This is a genomic window from Buttiauxella noackiae ATCC 51607, assembly GCF_001654865.1.
Taxonomy (GTDB): Bacteria; Pseudomonadota; Gammaproteobacteria; order Enterobacterales; family Enterobacteriaceae; genus Buttiauxella; species Buttiauxella noackiae.
Window position 1 is genome coordinate 43,956 of record NZ_LXEO01000009.1, and the last position, 15,585, is coordinate 59,540.

The window sequence follows — 15,585 nt, forward strand, 5'->3', positions numbered from 1 at the left end:
GCTAAGTTTAGACTACGATCAAAGACTAACTGGAGATTTCCCAATGAGTGAAAGAATGTCGGTGATACAAGGTGATATCACCCGCGTTGAGGTTGACGTGATAGTCAATGCGGCGAATTCATCCCTGATGGGAGGTGGCGGTGTTGATGGTGCTATTCATCGGGCTGCCGGGCCTGCATTATTGGCTGCCTGCCAGGTTATTCGCCAACATCAGGGCGAATGCGCACCAGGACATGCGGTGATTACCGAAGCAGGAAATATTCCGGTTAAAGCTGTGATTCACGCGGTTGGTCCGGTGTGGCACGGTGGTGAAAAAAATGAAGCTGAATTACTTGAACAGACCTACCGCAATAGCCTCGATTTAGCGGCAGCTAATAGCTATCGCACGATTGCGTTCCCGGCGATCAGCACCGGTGCATATGGTTATCCGAAAGAGCTGGCAGCAAAAATAGCCGTTGATACCGTCTACCGTTATATCGGTCTGCGCCCATTACCTGAACAGGTAGTTTTTGTCTGTTTTGACGACGAAAACACCCATATTTACGAGCAACTACTTGCCCAACTCTAATGTGAAGAACGATCACGCAACGCGCCTCGGAAGGGCGATTTCTCCTGCGACAAGTGAGCATCCTGGGCTTAGCGGTATACATCCGCTCGCGGATAGCCTGGATGCGTTTACGGCGCGCTATCTGCTGTGCGGCATGGCGGAGAAAACCCTCGATGTGCAGTATTACATTTGGCAGGATGATATGTCCGGGCGGCTAATGTTTAGCGCGCTACTGGCGGCGGCAGATCGCGGAGTGAAAGTCAGACTGTTGCTTGACGATAACAACACCAACGGCCTTGATGATACGTTAGCGCTTCTGAACGCCCATCCTCAGATAGAAATTCGCCTTTTTAATCCCTTTTCATTCCGCCTGTTTCGCGCCATTGGCTACCTGACCGACTTTGCCAGGCTTAACCGCCGTATGCACAATAAATCATTCACTGTTGACGGTGAAACCACGATTATTGGCGGTCGAAATGTGGGGGACGCTTACTTTGGTGTGGGTAAACAACCGCTGTTTTCAGACTTAGATGTGCTGGCCATCGGCCCGGTTGTTGAGGATGTCAGCCAGGATTTTGAGCGCTACTGGAACAGCCAGTGTGTCTCGACGCTTGAAAAGGTGCTGGATGTTGATACAGATGCTTTACAGCAGCGGGTACAACTTCCAGATAACTGGCGTGATGACCCGACAGCGCGTCGCTATCTTGACCGACTGACAACCAGCCAGTTTGCGACCGACCTTGTCGCCCGCACGCTGGAAATGTACTGGGCGAAAACACGCTTACTCAGTGATGACCCGCGCAAGGGGCAGGGCAAAGCGCGCAACCACACGTTACTGCCGCAACGTCTGATGAATGTGATTGGCATGCCAGAGCGCGAGATAGACATTATCTCAGCCTATTTTGTGCCAACTCGCGCGGGTATCGCGCAAATCTTAGGGCTTGTGCGTAAAGGGGTAAAAATAGCCATCCTGACGAACTCACTTGCCGCCAATGATGTGGCGGTAGTTCATGCTGGTTATGCGCGTTGGCGTAAAAAACTGATGCGCCACGGGGTCGAGCTTTATGAGTTAAAGCCCGAACAGGATGGCCAGCGCAGACCCCATGACCGTGGCTTAACAGGGAATTCAGGTTCCAGCTTGCATGCCAAAACGTTTAGTGTGGATAAACAAAAAGTGTTTATCGGCTCTTTTAATTTTGACCCGCGTTCCGCAATGCTCAATACCGAGATGGGTTTTGTGATTGAAAGTGAGGCGCTGGCGCAGGATATTCACCAACGTTTTACCCAAAGCCAGAAAGAGAATGCCTGGGCGCTGCGTCTGGATAAGTGGGGGCGGGTGAATTGGGTGGAACACAGTGAGGGCAAAGAGATTGTCTGGAAGAAAGAGCCGCACACCCGCTTTTGGCAGCGGGTGTTGGTGCGGTTAGTGTATCGGTTGCCTATTGAGTGGCTACTCTAAAACTCTTCATACTTCAAGCTGCAGCGTTGTTGGCTGCACTCACAAACCCCAGTCACTTACTTAAGTAAGCTCCTGGGGATTGATGAGCCTCGTCCATGAGGCTCACCCTTCGGGCCAGCGCAAGCGCTGTTCAAATCTGTTCCTGACAGATTTGTTGTTCCCTTGCCGCCTGGCTGCAACTCGAATTATTTTGAGTTTCCGGAGAGTTAACTCGTCACTTTCACTGCGACATTCTGCGGCTTGCCGGAAAACAGGAAACGCAGCAATGGGATGCGCAGGTGAATTTCATAAAGAATCACGGCGATTCCCACCACAAAAACTAACCCGGTGATAAAGCCCAGCGCATTTGAAGCGATATGCGGAGTGATGTATGCGCCAAAGAATAGCGTCAATGGGTGGTGTACCAGATAAATAAACAGTGAAGCATTCACAAAGTAGGTGACACGTTTTGAATGGAAATTCAGAAGTTTATGACCCAGTGAGAACACCACGTTTACCATCCACAAACCCAGCACCATGGTAATCACACTCTCGGTTTCGTACATCCAGGCATCGCCGCTACCGTAACGTTGGTTAAGGAGATAGGCGCAAAATGCCAGTGCTGCTCCTGCCGCACACCATGGTGATGGTGTGGTAAATAGCGCTTTTAACTGTGGGCGTACAAACACCAGAGCCCCCAGCAGGAAGAAGGGTAGATAAAACAGCGTTTGCATGACGACGAAGTTAAATAATCCATCACTTAATATCGGTGAGTAAATAATAAAAATAGTACGGCGAATAACGCCATATAGAATACCAAACCCCAGGAAGGCGACTGAGAGTTTTCCTAAAGTAATAGAAGATTGACTATTTTCTGCTGAAACAGCCATGCGTGCTTTCATCTGTTGAAACAAAAATAAACATACGGTTGTAAGTACTACCATCACTAACAAGAACCACAAATGAGAAACCAGCTCCCACACCAGGGTGTTGTATTTTTCATAAGGTGTCAGGCCGGGCCAATTTTTGGCTTTGTCATTAACGTGTTGCAGCATTAAAAATTGCGGCAGTGTGAGCAAGGGTATCGCGGTGAGCATCGGGATGCCGACCCGTTCTACACGCACCTTCCACCAGCGTTTAAGCGGGTAGCGCAAAAAGAGCATGTAAGAGAAATAACCTGAAATGACAAAAAACACCTGCATGCGAAAGGCGTGAATAAAGTCATTAAACAGAGTTAAACCCCACGAGGCTTCGGCACTGTTGACGTGCCAGTGATGGCTTGAATAGATGAGCGAGATATGAAACGGGATGCCTAAAAGCATTAGCCAGGCCCTGATAGAATCCAGGAAAAACTCGCGTTGTTGTGGTGCGTTACTCATAATACTCCAAACATTATCGGACGAATCGCCTTATCCTTAAGAACATATCCCAATAGGCTTAAAGTCCCGAACGGTATCAATTCCGTGGCAACCCTACACTAACCATGACATCCTGTCTCCTGGATGGATGCTGAAAGCGTAAGCAGTTGTCTTTTTTTGCTTAAAGGCTGAGCCGGCGCGCTGAACAATGCGGGTATTTGGTTGTCGGAAAGCAGAAGTTTCCATTAAAATGGATTGGATTGATTTAAGCACACAAAGGGGGATGTGCTGGTTAATATGAAACATAAACTAAAAATGATGAAAGTATGTGGGCTCGGTGCTGCAGTAATGCTGTCACTTTATACCACCTCAGTTTGGGCCTTCAACATCGATGATGTCGCAAAACAAGCGAAAACATTAGCGGGCAAAAGCTACGAAGCACCTAAAAGCAATCTGCCTTCGCTCTTCCGCGACATGAAATATGCGGATTACCAGCAGATCCAGTTCAATCACGACAAAGCCTACTGGAGCAAGTTAAAGACCCCATTTAAGCTTGAGTTTTATCATCAGGGTATGTACTTCGACACCCCTGTTGCTATCAATGAAGTGACGGCAACTGCGGTTCACAAGATCAAGTACAACCCGGATTACTTTAATTTCGGTGATGTGAAACACGATAAAGACACCGTGAAAGATCTCGGCTTCGCCGGTTTCAAAGTGCTCTATCCGATCAACAGCAAAGATAAGAACGACGAAATTGTCAGCATGCTCGGGGCGAGTTACTTCCGTGTGATTGGCTCAGGTCAGGTTTATGGCCTGTCTGCTCGTGGTTTGGCTATTGATACTGCTTTGCCATCTGGCGAAGAGTTCCCACGTTTCCGTGAGTATTGGATTGAACGCCCGAAAACTGGCGACAAAACGCTGACCCTTTACGCGTTGCTCGATTCCCCGCGTGCAACCGGTGCGTATCGCTTTGTGATTACCCCAGGGCGCGACACAGTGGTGAACGTACAGTCAAAAGTTTATCTGCGCGATAAAGTTGGCAAACTGGGCGTGGCTCCGCTGACCAGTATGTTCCTGTTTGGGCCAAATCAGCCGTCACCAAGCACCAACTTCCGCCCGGAATTACATGACTCCAACGGTCTGTCTATCCATGCCGGTAACGGTGAATGGATTTGGCGTCCGCTCAATAACCCGAAACATCTGGCGGTGAGCTCGTTTGCGACCGAAAATCCAGTTGGCTTTGGTTTACTGCAACGTGGCCGTCAGTTCTCTCGCTTTGAAGACCTTGACGATCGTTACGATCAGCGCCCAAGTGCATGGGTTGCGCCGCAAGGTGATTGGGGTAAAGGTCGCGTCGAACTGGTTGAAATTCCAACCAACGATGAAACTAACGACAACATCGTTGCTTACTGGACTCCGGATCAGCTCCCGGAACCAGGCAAAGAGATGAACTTTAAGTACACCATTACCTTCAGCCGTGATGAAGACAAAATGCATGCGCCAGATAACGCATACGTTGCGCAGACTCGCCGCTCAACCGGTGATGTGAAGCAGTCGAACCTGATTCGCCAGCCTGATGGCACGATCGCGTTTGTGTTGGACTTCGTTGGCACAGACATGAAAAAACTGCCGCAAGATACGCCGGTAACTGCTCAAACCAGCATTGGTGACAATGGTGAAATCGTTGACAGCCAGGTACGTTACAACCCGGTCACTAAAGGCTGGCGTTTGACGGTACGTCTGAAAGTCAAAGATGAGAAGAAACCGACTGAAATGCGTGCAGCGCTGGTCAATGGTGATCAAACGTTGAGTGAAACCTGGAGCTACCAGCTACCTGCCAATGAATAAGTTTACTGATACTGCGTCTGATTATATTGATGCACTCCCGCTTTCTGCTGAGCAGAAGGCGGCTCTTCCTGCATCGGATTTGCAAGCGGTGCACGAGGCGCTTGGCGCGCAAGAGCAGCACTATGACAGAGCCGATGATTCCCCTTTAGCCTCGGTAAAGGCCCGGCTCGAAGCGAGCTGGCCTGGATCGTTGGGCGGTGAACAGTTAATCAAGGACGAAGAAGGGCGCACTCAGTTGCAGGCGATGCCAAAAGCAACGCGTGCCTCTATGTTCCCGGACCCATGGCGCACCAACCCAATTGGTCGCTTCTGGGACCGTCTGCGCGGGCGCGAAGTTAATCCTCGCTATATGTCGAAAGAAGAGGCCGAAGCCGAGCAGAAATGGCGTACCGTCGGGACTATCCGCCGTTACATTCTGCTGCTGCTGACCATTTCTCAGACTGTCGTAGCGACCTGGTACATGAAGACTATTCTTCCTTACCAGGGTTGGGCACTGATCAATCCTTCCGACATGTTCGGTCAGGATCTTTGGGTGTCCTTCATGCAGCTTCTGCCGTATGTGCTGCAAACCGGCATTCTTATCCTGTTTGCGATTCTGTTCTGTTGGGTTTCAGCTGGTTTCTGGACCGCGCTGATGGGTTTCCTTCAGCTACTGATGGGCAAAGATAAATACAGTATCTCTGCCTCAACAGTGGGTGATGAGCCAATCGACCCGGCGCATCGTACCGCGTTGATTATGCCTATCTGTAACGAAGACGTAGACCGCGTATTTGCGGGCCTGCGCGCGACGTGGGAATCGGTAAAAGCAACCGGCCAACAGCAGCATTTCGACGTTTACATCTTAAGCGACAGCTACAACCCGGATATCTGTGTTGCCGAGCAGAAAGCGTGGATGGAACTGATAAACGAAGTGCAGGGCGAAGGGCAGATTTTCTACCGTCGTCGTCGTCGTCGCGTGAAGCGTAAAAGCGGCAACATCGATGACTTCTGCCGTCGTTGGGGTAATCAGTACAGCTACATGGTGGTGTTGGATGCTGACTCCGTCATGAGCGGTGACTGTCTGACTAACCTGGTGCGTCTGATGAATGCTAACCCGAATGCGGGCATCATTCAGTCTTCACCAAAAGCGTCGGGCATGGACACTCTTTACGCGCGTTGCCAGCAGTTTGCGACACGTGTGTACGGGCCACTGTTTACTGCGGGTCTGCACTTCTGGCAATTGGGTGAATCGCACTACTGGGGGCATAACGCGATTATCCGCGTTAAGCCATTCATCGAGCATTGTGCGTTAGCACCGCTGCCAGGTGAGGGTTCTTTCGCAGGTTCTATCCTTTCTCACGACTTCGTGGAAGCAGCACTTATGCGCCGTGCGGGTTGGGGGGTGTGGATTGCCTATGATCTGCCTGGTTCTTATGAAGAGCTGCCGCCGAACTTGCTCGATGAACTCAAGCGTGACCGCCGTTGGTGCCACGGTAACTTGATGAACTTCCGTCTGTTCCTGGTAAAAGGTATGCACCCGGTTCACCGCGCTGTGTTCCTGACGGGCGTTATGTCTTACTTGTCTGCGCCGTTGTGGTTTATGTTCCTCGCATTATCAACTGCCTTGCAGGTGGTGCATGCGCTGACAGAACCGCAATACTTCCTGCAACCTCGCCAGTTGTTCCCGGTGTGGCCGCAGTGGCGTCCAGAGTTAGCGATTGCCTTGTTTGCCTCCACCATGGTGTTGTTGTTCCTGCCTAAACTGCTGAGCATCATCCTGATTTGGTGCAAAGGTTCGAAAGAGTTCGGCGGCTTCTTCCGTGTGACGGCTTCCTTGTTATTGGAAGTGCTGTTCTCCGTGCTGCTGGCTCCGGTGCGTATGCTGTTCCACACCGTGTTCGTGGTCAGCGCGTTCCTCGGCTGGGAAGTGGTATGGAACTCTCCGCAGCGTGATGACGATTCAACCCCATGGGGCGAAGCGTTTATGCGCCACGGTTCTCAGCTTCTGCTGGGTCTGGTGTGGGCGGTCGGCATGGCGTGGCTGGATTTACGCTTCTTGTTCTGGCTTGCGCCAATCGTGTTCTCGCTGATTCTGTCGCCGTTTGTGTCGGTGATTTCGAGCCGCGCGACTATCGGTTTGCGTACCAAACGCTGGAAGTTGTTCCTGATTCCGGAAGAGTATTCTCCTCCGCAGGTTCTGGTTGATACCGACAACTACCTGAAACTGAACCGTAGCCGTACGCTGGATGATGGCTTTATGCACGCGGTGTTTAACCCGTCGTTTAATGCCCTGACAACCGCAATGGCAACTGCGCGTCACCGTGCAAGCCAGGTGCTGGAAATCGCTCGCGATCGTCACGTTGAACAGGCACTGAACGAAACGCCGGACAAACTAAACCGCGATCGCCGCCTGGTATTGCTAAGCGATCCGGTCACCATGTCTCGTTTGCATTACCGTGTCTGGTCTAACCCGCAGCGTTATTCTTCATGGGTTGATAGCTACAAAACGGTTGAGTTGAATCCGGCTGCATTACCGGTTAAGGGCATTTGATAGAAAAACGGCTTCGGTGGATGGCGCTTAACGCTTATCCACCCTACAAAAACCATACGGATTTGTAGGTCGGGAAAGGCGAAAGCCGCCACACGACAGGAGTGTACGAAATCTGCCGACCGGAAGGTCGGCATTTTTTTACCGGTAAGACTGGAGAAAGCATTGTTAAAAGTATTAGTGGTTATTTTGGCGGCCTGCGCCCTGAGCGGTTGTGGCAGCATTATCAGCCGTGCAGTTCCGGGGCAGGGACATGGTAATCAGTATTACCCCGGAGTGCAGTGGGACGTGCGTGACAGTGCATGGCGCTATATTACAGTGCTCGATTTACCATTTTCGCTGGTCTTCGACACACTGCTATTGCCCATTGATGCCAGCCACGGGCCTTACGAATAAGCGTTATCGTTCATCCCATTCATCAGCCGCAGTTTGCCCTTCCTCGGTATCCAGCGGCGGCTCAAGTTGAAATTCACCTTCGTCCCACTCATGCAGTGTATTTTCCTCAATCCACTCCTGGCGTAACTCGATTTCGTCGTAGTCGCCGTCGAATACACTTTGGGCCGCCTCACCACTGAGCATCGGTAAACATTCGCCATCTTCGCTGTCATCTGCGAAGAACTCGGCTTGCCACATAATGTCGCCATCCTGAAGAATATACTTTTGAATGTTCAGTTGCTGAACACTGGCACTCTCTTCTTCAAGCTCCGGGTTATCTACAAGGAAAAGCTCGCGTGCGGCATCAATGGCCTCTTCCAGCGTCGCGTACAGACTCATACTCATCTCCTTTTGTTACAGGTCAGGGAGCGCGCTACAGCGCATTTTCAAGTTAATTGTTGACGCTGTTTGCAAAGTTGCAAGTATGAGATTTAATCCGCTATCACTCTTCTGAAACGGTGATGCGTTCTGTTGGGCGGCGCAGGCTTATCCATGAGTAAAGCGCGTTGAAAAGTACCACACAAGCCGTGACTAAAAAGACGGTACGGAAACCGTAGCTGGCGGAGACGGCGGCGCCCACTAACGGGCCGGTCACATTGCCAATATCGCGGAATGACTGGTTATAGCTAAAAATGCGCCCGGCAATCTGGTTGCTGGAGTTATAGACAAGCAGGGTCTGAACCGCTGGCAGCAATGCGCCGTCGGCAGCGCCCAGCAGGAAGCGTAATACGCCCAATTGCCAGGGCGTTTGCACCATCGACATCGGAATAAGCAGAAGGACGGAGACAACCAGTGCGCAGATTAAAATCCGCTCCGGCCCGATTCTATCCCCCAATTTCCCCAATCGCGGTGCGCTAATCAACGCGGCAACGCCTGGAACTGAGGCAATCATGCCGCTGATAAACGCCAGGTTGCTGACATTCCCTGCCAGCTCGCGAACGTAGAGCGTCAGAATCGGTGCAATGGAACCAGTTGCAACCTGAATGATCATAGTAGTGACAAACAAACTCAGCACCAGTTTTGGGTTCTTAAGCGAAGTTAAAACCTGGCGTGCGTGCAGCATATCTTTCTTGTGCACCGGGGTGAATTGTTCGCGAATGCAGAAGAAGGTAAAGACGAAACAGGTAAACAGCACGCCAGCGGTGATGAAAAACACAGGGCGCAGGCCATAAGTATCCGCCAGAAAGCCGCCGATCATCGGCCCGAGAAGGGCTCCGCTTACCCCACCTGTCGAAAGCGTACCCAGCGCCCAGCCACTTTTATGGCGTGGAACCTGAGTGGCTATCAGCGCATTGGCATTAGGCACAAAGCCGCCTAATAACCCGAGTAGCGCGCGAAGCGCCAGAAATTGTCAGATATTGCTCGCAAAGCCCATCAGCACCATCACAATGGCCATACCCAGTGCCGAACGTAGCAGCATAATTTTGCGGCCTTTGCGGTCGGCAAGCCCGCCCCAGAAAGGTGATGCAATTGCTGAGAACAAAAAGGTAATGCTGAAAACGATTCCGGACCACATGTTCAGTGCGCTGTGGCCTGTTACGCCAAGGTGTTCGACATACAGGGGCAGGAAAGGCATTACCAGACTAAATGCGACACCAGTAAGAAAACACCCAAGCCAGGCGACAGTGAGATTTCGTTTCCAGTTGATGGTGCTCTCAGGGAGAGTCATAAAACTCCAAATTGGGCAGAAAAGATATGCGGGGAATTATTACCTTGCTAATTATGCGCCTGTTAGCGTTGGGGTGGCAATGTTTCTGAAACACAATTTTAGAACGAATAAAGGCGGCTTTAGGCCGCCTTATGACTTAAATGAAAGATAGCTAGTAGCGTGAAGGAACGCCTTCGGGTCGGGTTTTAAACCGCCGGTGCAGCCACATGTATTGCTCAGGCGCCATCATGATGCATTCTTCAATGATTTTGTTCATCCAGAGCGCTGTGCCTTCCGGGGTTTCCAGCGGTGGTGAAAATTCCGCAGGCAGAATAATCAGCTCATAGCCTTTTCCGTCAGGTTTGCGGCGTGGCACCATTGGGACAATTGCCGCGCCCGACATACGTGCCAGCGTATAGGTGCCCGTGGTTGTCGCCGCCTGATCAACGCCAAAGAAGGGTACAAAGACGCTGCCGCGCGGGCCGTAATCATGGTCAGGTGCGTACCAGATAATCTCGCCCTGTTTTAGCGCGCGGATCATGCCTTTGAGATCTTTACGGTCAATCATACTTTTGTTGGAACGCATACGGCCCCAGGTTTGCAACCAGTCCAGCAGGGGGTTGTCATTCGGGCGGTAAACGCCAATGCCGGGCGTATTCATGCCGAACATGCGTGCGCCTAATTCAAGCGTCAGGAAGTGAATACCAATCAGCAGTACGCCGCGTTTGGCTTCTTGTACCGCATGAATCTGGTCGACACCGCTCACATCACACCAGCGCTGGATACGCCGTGTTGGCCAGAACCAGGCGATGCCAGTCTCCATCAGACCAAGGCCAACGGACTCAAAGTTTTTTTCCAGATAGTGCTCTCGTTCCTCGACGGTTTTGTGCGGGAAGGCGAGCTCAAGATTGCGGCGTGTAATTCTGACGCGACGTTTCATAAAGCGCCTGGCGAGTTGGCCAAGGCCACGGCCAAGTCGATAAATCACAGGGTAAGGGAGAAGAGTAATTAAGTAGAGTAAGCCAATCCCAAACCAAACTCCCCAATAACGAGGATGAAGCAATGCGCGCGAGAATTGCGGTAAGTTCGTCATGTAAAACCTATTGTGACGGCAAATGCCGGATCTTCTTGAGTAAGACTATTGTGACACTTTTTGTGGGACAGCCAAAATTAACAGCTGCGGAGTGACTGATAATCCATCAATTGTTGATTGTGGTGCGGCTAGATGAAGAAAATGTAGCGCAAAATGCGTGGATGTAAATTAACGATAATTGCTTTATGATGCTGCCCAGTTTTTTTCTTATCAACGATAGCCGAGCGAACACCATGCCAGTGTTACACAACCGCATATCGAATGATGAATTGCGCCTGCGTATGTTGGCTGAAACCGAGCCACGCACCACAATCTCATTCTATAAGTATTTCACCATTGAAGAACCTAAAGCCACGCGCGATGCGCTTTATCTGGCTTTTACCGCGCTGAATGTATTTGGCCGCGTCTATCTCGCCCATGAAGGGATTAATGCGCAAATCAGCGTACCGCAAAACCGGGTCGATGCGTTCCGGGAAACACTATACGGATTCCATCCTGCACTTAACGGCGTGCGTTTAAATATCGCCCTTGAAGACGATGGTAAGTCGTTTTGGGTACTACGCATGAAAGTGCGTGACCGTATTGTTGCCGATGGCATTGATGATCCATCTTTTGATGCCAGCAACGTCGGTTCTTATCTTAAAGCGGCTGATGTCAACGCAATGCTCGATGATCCTGAAGCCGTGTTTATCGACATGCGCAATCATTACGAATATGAAGTGGGCCATTTCCAGGATGCTTTAGAGATCCCGGCTGATACTTTCCGTGAACAGCTGCCGAAAGCGGTAGATATGTTGCAGGATGACAAAGATAAAAAAATTGTCATGTATTGCACCGGTGGGATTCGCTGTGAGAAAGCCAGTGCCTGGATGCTGCACAACGGCTTTAAGAACGTCTATCACATTGAAGGCGGGATTATTGAATATGCCCGACGTGCGCGAGAGCAGGGGATTCCAGTGCGTTTTGTTGGCAAGAACTTTGTTTTTGACGAGCGTATGGGTGAGCGAATTTCCGATGATGTGATTGCCCACTGCCATCAATGTGGGGTTTCTTGTGATAGCCACACCAACTGCAAAAATGATGGATGTCACCTGCTGTTTATTCAGTGTCCATCCTGCGCGCAGAAGTTTGCAGGCTGTTGCAGCGACATTTGCCGCGAAGAACTGGCACTCTCACCCGAAGAACAGCGCCGTCGTCGCGCAGGGCGCGAAAACGGTAATAAGATTTTCAATAAATCTCGTGGAGCACTAAATACCACGTTAGGTATTCCTGACCCCGAGTAATACTCGCACGGGTGGGGTTAATTTTATCCACCCGTTTATTCCCTTTCATTTCAGCCACAAATAAATCACATCAATCAAAATCAGTAATGCTGACAACAGCAGATACAGCATTAAATGCTCGCGTACGTTATTGATCAGATAGCTAAAAAAGTGGTGCATTGCAGGCTCATTTAAAACGTGAAAGTGAGAATGGTGTCAGGTCGAAACCTGGTTCTTTACCTAACGCAAATTGACACGCAATTTCCCCAAGCACTGAGGCGAATTTAAAACCATGCCCACTTAACCCGGTGATCACCAACGTATTGTCATGCTCGGGCAGAGTATCAATAATGAAATCCTCATCCGGCGACATATCGTAGGTGCAGGCTGCACCATGCATGCAAACGCCAACACCTGGCATTATCTGGCGCAAGAAGCTGAACACTTCACTGCCATCGGTTGCGATAGCGCCAAACGGTTTGCGTTGCTGCGGTTCACTGATGACTTGCCCACCATTATGTTTCCCGAGCTTCAGTTCGTTATCTTCGCCGGCCGGGAAGCCATAGTACTGGCTACCATCGGGTAACTCGGCCGTGAATGCAGGGAAATTGTTCTTTTCGCTATAACGCCCATCAGCCTGATGCCAGCTAAAGATTTTACGCACTGGTGTCACTGGCAGCTCGGGTAATAATTTCGTGACCCAGGTCCCTGCGCTCACCAACAGTTTGTCGGCGGTGAACTCGCCTTCCGGGGTATCAACTTCCACACCGTCTGCGATATGGCGAATGTCAGTGACCGGGCAGTTAAATAACTGAGCACAGCCGCCCTGGTTTGCCAGGCGGATATAAGTTTCCACCGCTAACTCGCTGCGTAGCACGCCAGAATTCGGCTCAAATAAGCCAAGGTAGTTTTCTGGAACGGTAATCTGTGGCCAGCGTGCCGTGATTTGTTCAGCAGTCAGTGTCTCAAGCGGCAGTGACCAGGTTTGCGCACTGCTTTGCACCGTTGAGATAAAAGCTGAATCCGCAGGGCCCAGGTTAATCACACCAGTGCGATGAAAGACTTTCTCGCCGCTGATTTCCTGCAATGCATCCCATAAAGTCTGGGCGCGTAACACCAGCGGGACATATTTTTCCCCTTCGCCATAAGCGTGGCGCATCAGGCGAGTATCACCATGATGGCTACCATGCTGGTGGGGAGGGTGGCAGCTGTCGATCATGAGCACGTTCAAGCCAGAATGAGTAGCGTAGCATCCGGCGGCTGCGCCAACCGAACCACTACCGACGATGATAAGATCATAATGCATGGCACTTTTCTCTCTGAGAGTCATTATATAGCAGGGTAATTAATTCTTGATTGGCTGACAATAAAGTGAAACCTGAATAATAAAAAAGGCACCTGTACGGTGCCTTGCGTTATTTGGGCAGCATCGACAATCAATGCTTACGATAATCGTTTACCTGGTAATCACTGGATTCAATCTTAGCAATCCCGGCTTCTAAAATAGAAATAAATTGCCGGGCAACATCCGTGGTCAGCCATAAAGTTTGACCGATTTCAGTTTCGTCGTGCTTTTGCGTATTCGAGGTCAGGTAGTGCAGGCGAAGCATCAGCGCATCGTAACTATCAACGGTGCTGATGTCCCATCCGATAAGGGGATGGGTCTGGATAACATCACTATTTTTTTCCATCATAACCCCTTTTATACGTGTGTTTGAGACAACGGTTCGTGAGGTTTAATGCTTGTTTAATGTGAAGCCAGTTAAGTATATCAATGATTAAGCTATTTCGACGGATAAATAAATACCCTGCAACACTTTTTTTACAATAAAGTGCTTAATTGCACAATAAACCGGCATAATATTTATTATTGAATCAGATGATTCTGTGTAATGTACGCGAAAGGGAATTATTTAAATGAGCGAATTTCATACAATTAAAAAAACCGGATGGCGACACCCGGTATAAAGATAACAACGAGGGAATTTTTACCTGAAATGAGCGGCGAATTGATCTAAAGCCAGCCCATCCCCATTTTGTTTTTTAATCCGCAGCAAACCAGTCGTCAGCGCTTTCCCAGGTCTCTTGCAATATTTCGCTAATGCGATCGCGGTCTTCTTTGGTAGCCCCTAAAACCGACAGGTTATTTGCAGCGGCATAACGCACCTGAACGTGATTATTGTTTTCAGGATAGTGTTGAGTAATACGGCGTGAAAGTTCATTGGCAAGCGCATCAATAGCGCCTGGTGGCAGAGATGTAGTTTTGGCAATAGTGACTTCAATACGCATAACAGCCCCCTGTATAATATACTGGATATTTATACAGTCATATTACCCGTGATGCAACAGGGGGCGGTAAAAATTATGCGTTAACTGACCAGGCGACTTTCTCACCGGCCAGGAATGGCACGATGCTGTCATCGGATGTTTCGATGATTTCTGGCATTTCAACAGGGGTGCGAACCAGTTCGATAGTTTCTTCGTTAACAGGTAAACCGTAGAAACGCGGGCCATTGAGAGATGTAAACGCTTCGAAATGTTGCATAGCATTCATTTCTTCAAATACAGTCGCGTAAGCGCCCAAAGCTGAAGGGGCGTTAAAGCAACCAGCGCAGCCACAGCTTGCTTCTTTGCGATGGCGTGCATGCGGTGCTGAATCGGTACCCAGGAATACACGGTCGCATCCGCTTGCTACCAGTTCACGTAACGCTTCCTGATGCATGCTGCGTTTCAAAATCGGTAGGCAATACAGGTGAGGGCGCACGCCACCAACCAGCATGTGGTTGCGGTTAAACATCAGGTGTTGCGGAGTAATCGTTGCACCTAACAGAGAGTTGCCTTCCTTCACATACTGTGCGGCGTCTCTGGTGGTGATATGTTCAAACACTACTTTCAGTTCCGGCAGTTGCTTACGCAGCGGTTCCATTACACTGTCGATAAAGCGAGCTTCACGGTCAAAAATATCAATGTCAGCGTGAGTCACTTCACCGTGGATAAGAAGCGGCATGTCGATTTTCTGCATGCGCTCAAGCACAGGTAAGATTGCGGCGGTGCTGGTCACGCCATGGCTTGAGTTGGTTGTTGCGTTTGCTGGATAGAGTTTTGCCGCAGTAAACACGCCTTCGTTAAACCCGCGTTCAACTTCGTTCGGGTCCAGAGAATCGGTCAGGTAGCAGGTCATCAAAGGCTCAAAATTATGCCCTTGCGGTACGGCGTCGAGAATACGCTGGCGGTAAGCAATGGCTGCTTCAACCGTTGTCACTGGCGGAGCCAGGTTTGGCATCACAATCGCGCGACCATAAATTTCGCTGGTATAAGGCACCACCGTTTTTAACATATCACCATCACGAAGGTGAACATGCCAGTCGTCTGGGCGGCGAATTTTTAATACCTGAGGTAATACGGTCATGAAAGTGCTCCGGCGTA

At 50.2% G+C, this 15,585-nt stretch carries 14 protein-coding genes and 1 pseudogene; 6 read left to right on the forward strand and 9 right to left on the reverse strand.

Annotated features, from left to right (window positions below; all coding sequences use genetic code 11):
• Nucleotides 1–43 precede the first annotated feature (43 nt).
• A complete protein-coding gene (gene ymdB, locus M979_RS03725; RefSeq protein ID WP_064553822.1) occupies nucleotides 44–568 on the forward strand; it encodes an O-acetyl-ADP-ribose deacetylase in 525 nt (174 codons plus the stop codon).
• The gene (locus tag M979_RS03730) at nucleotides 519–2,006 is read left to right on the forward strand and encodes a phospholipase D family protein (RefSeq protein WP_064553823.1); all 1,488 of its coding nucleotides are present in this window, start codon (nucleotides 519–521) and stop codon (nucleotides 2,004–2,006) included. Before ymdB ends, M979_RS03730 begins: the two co-directional genes overlap by 50 nt.
• A gap of 206 nt (nucleotides 2,007–2,212) precedes the next feature.
• Here M979_RS03730 and mdoC read toward each other — a convergent pair whose 3' ends face one another.
• Complete coding sequence (gene mdoC, locus M979_RS03735; protein WP_064553824.1) at nucleotides 2,213–3,364, reverse strand: glucans biosynthesis protein MdoC; 1,152 nt, start codon at nucleotides 3,362–3,364, stop codon at nucleotides 2,213–2,215.
• Nucleotides 3,365–3,658: 294 nt separating this feature from the next.
• Here mdoC and mdoG point away from each other — a divergent pair, with 294 nt between their 5' ends.
• The 3 genes from mdoG to M979_RS03750 all read left to right on the forward strand — a co-directional run bounded on the left by mdoG (nucleotide 3,659) and on the right by M979_RS03750 (nucleotide 8,117).
• Nucleotides 3,659–5,194 (forward strand): glucans biosynthesis protein MdoG, encoded by a 1,536-nt coding sequence (gene mdoG, locus M979_RS03740; RefSeq protein ID WP_122974003.1) that lies wholly within the window; start codon nucleotides 3,659–3,661, stop codon nucleotides 5,192–5,194.
• Nucleotides 5,187–7,724 (forward strand): glucans biosynthesis glucosyltransferase MdoH, encoded by a 2,538-nt coding sequence (gene mdoH, locus M979_RS03745; protein WP_034456220.1) that lies wholly within the window; start codon nucleotides 5,187–5,189, stop codon nucleotides 7,722–7,724. The genes mdoG and mdoH overlap by 8 nt, the downstream gene beginning before the upstream one ends.
• A gap of 162 nt (nucleotides 7,725–7,886) precedes the next feature.
• Nucleotides 7,887–8,117: a YceK/YidQ family lipoprotein gene (locus M979_RS03750; protein ID WP_034456219.1), complete on the forward strand. Its 231-nt coding sequence runs from the start codon at nucleotides 7,887–7,889 to the stop codon at nucleotides 8,115–8,117.
• 3 nt (nucleotides 8,118–8,120) lie between these two features.
• Here M979_RS03750 and M979_RS03755 read toward each other — a convergent pair whose 3' ends face one another.
• The 3 genes and pseudogenes from M979_RS03755 to M979_RS03765 form a co-directional block, all read right to left on the reverse strand.
• A complete protein-coding gene (locus tag M979_RS03755) occupies nucleotides 8,121–8,495 on the reverse strand; it encodes a MysB family protein (protein ID WP_034456217.1) in 375 nt (124 codons plus the stop codon).
• Nucleotides 8,496–8,598: 103 nt separating this feature from the next.
• Nucleotides 8,599–9,825, reverse strand: a pseudogene (gene mdtG / locus M979_RS03760) (multidrug efflux MFS transporter MdtG).
• Nucleotides 9,826–9,976: 151 nt separating this feature from the next.
• On the reverse strand, nucleotides 9,977–10,897 hold the full coding sequence (locus tag M979_RS03765) for a Kdo(2)-lipid IV(A) acyltransferase (protein WP_034456213.1): 921 nt from the start codon (nucleotides 10,895–10,897) through the stop codon (nucleotides 9,977–9,979).
• 233 nt (nucleotides 10,898–11,130) lie between these two features.
• Here M979_RS03765 and trhO point away from each other — a divergent pair, with 233 nt between their 5' ends.
• On the forward strand, nucleotides 11,131–12,180 hold the full coding sequence (gene trhO, locus M979_RS03770) for an oxygen-dependent tRNA uridine(34) hydroxylase TrhO (protein WP_064553853.1): 1,050 nt from the start codon (nucleotides 11,131–11,133) through the stop codon (nucleotides 12,178–12,180).
• A gap of 45 nt (nucleotides 12,181–12,225) precedes the next feature.
• Here trhO and M979_RS03775 read toward each other — a convergent pair whose 3' ends face one another.
• The 5 genes from M979_RS03775 to pyrC all read right to left on the reverse strand — a co-directional run bounded on the left by M979_RS03775 (nucleotide 12,226) and on the right by pyrC (nucleotide 15,568).
• Nucleotides 12,226–12,339, reverse strand: a complete 114-nt coding sequence (locus M979_RS03775; RefSeq protein ID WP_064553825.1) for a DUF2770 family protein — start codon at nucleotides 12,337–12,339, stop codon at nucleotides 12,226–12,228.
• A 7-nt stretch (nucleotides 12,340–12,346) separates the two neighbouring features.
• Nucleotides 12,347–13,465 (reverse strand): N-methyl-L-tryptophan oxidase, encoded by a 1,119-nt coding sequence (gene solA / locus M979_RS03780; protein WP_064553826.1) that lies wholly within the window; start codon nucleotides 13,463–13,465, stop codon nucleotides 12,347–12,349.
• A 130-nt stretch (nucleotides 13,466–13,595) separates the two neighbouring features.
• A complete protein-coding gene (gene bssS / locus M979_RS03785) occupies nucleotides 13,596–13,850 on the reverse strand; it encodes a biofilm formation regulator BssS (protein WP_034456211.1) in 255 nt (84 codons plus the stop codon).
• Nucleotides 13,851–14,202: 352 nt separating this feature from the next.
• Nucleotides 14,203–14,448, reverse strand: a complete 246-nt coding sequence (gene dinI, locus M979_RS03790; RefSeq protein ID WP_034456209.1) for a DNA damage-inducible protein I — start codon at nucleotides 14,446–14,448, stop codon at nucleotides 14,203–14,205.
• Nucleotides 14,449–14,521: 73 nt separating this feature from the next.
• On the reverse strand, nucleotides 14,522–15,568 hold the full coding sequence (gene pyrC / locus M979_RS03795) for a dihydroorotase (RefSeq protein ID WP_064553827.1): 1,047 nt from the start codon (nucleotides 15,566–15,568) through the stop codon (nucleotides 14,522–14,524).
• Between the last annotated feature and the right edge of the window lie 17 nt (nucleotides 15,569–15,585).